This window comes from Leifsonia sp. PARNA 1/14 (genome assembly GCF_055720965.1).
In genome coordinates, this window is the sequence record NZ_JBVQSP010000014.1 from 1 (window position 1) to 215 (window position 215).

Sequence of the window (215 nt, forward strand, 5' to 3'; positions counted from 1 at the left end):
CGATCCCGAAGAACGCGCCGATCGACAAGAGCATGCCGACGATACCTGCCGAGAAGTTGTTGACCAGCATCTCGAACCCGGCCTTGATCTTGCCGTCCCAGATGCGGTCGACCTGCTTCATGACCCAGGCGCCGAGCAGGCCCATGATCATCGCGCCGATGAACATCGGGATGTTCGAGCCCACGATGACGCCCATGGTCGCGATGCTGCCGACC

Annotated in this window: 1 pseudogene; it reads right to left on the bottom strand. The window is 61.9% G+C overall.

From position 1 onward, the window contains the following. Positions 1–215 (bottom strand): annotated as a pseudogene (locus AC0HS0_RS19000) (PTS mannitol transporter subunit IIB); the annotation flags it as partial.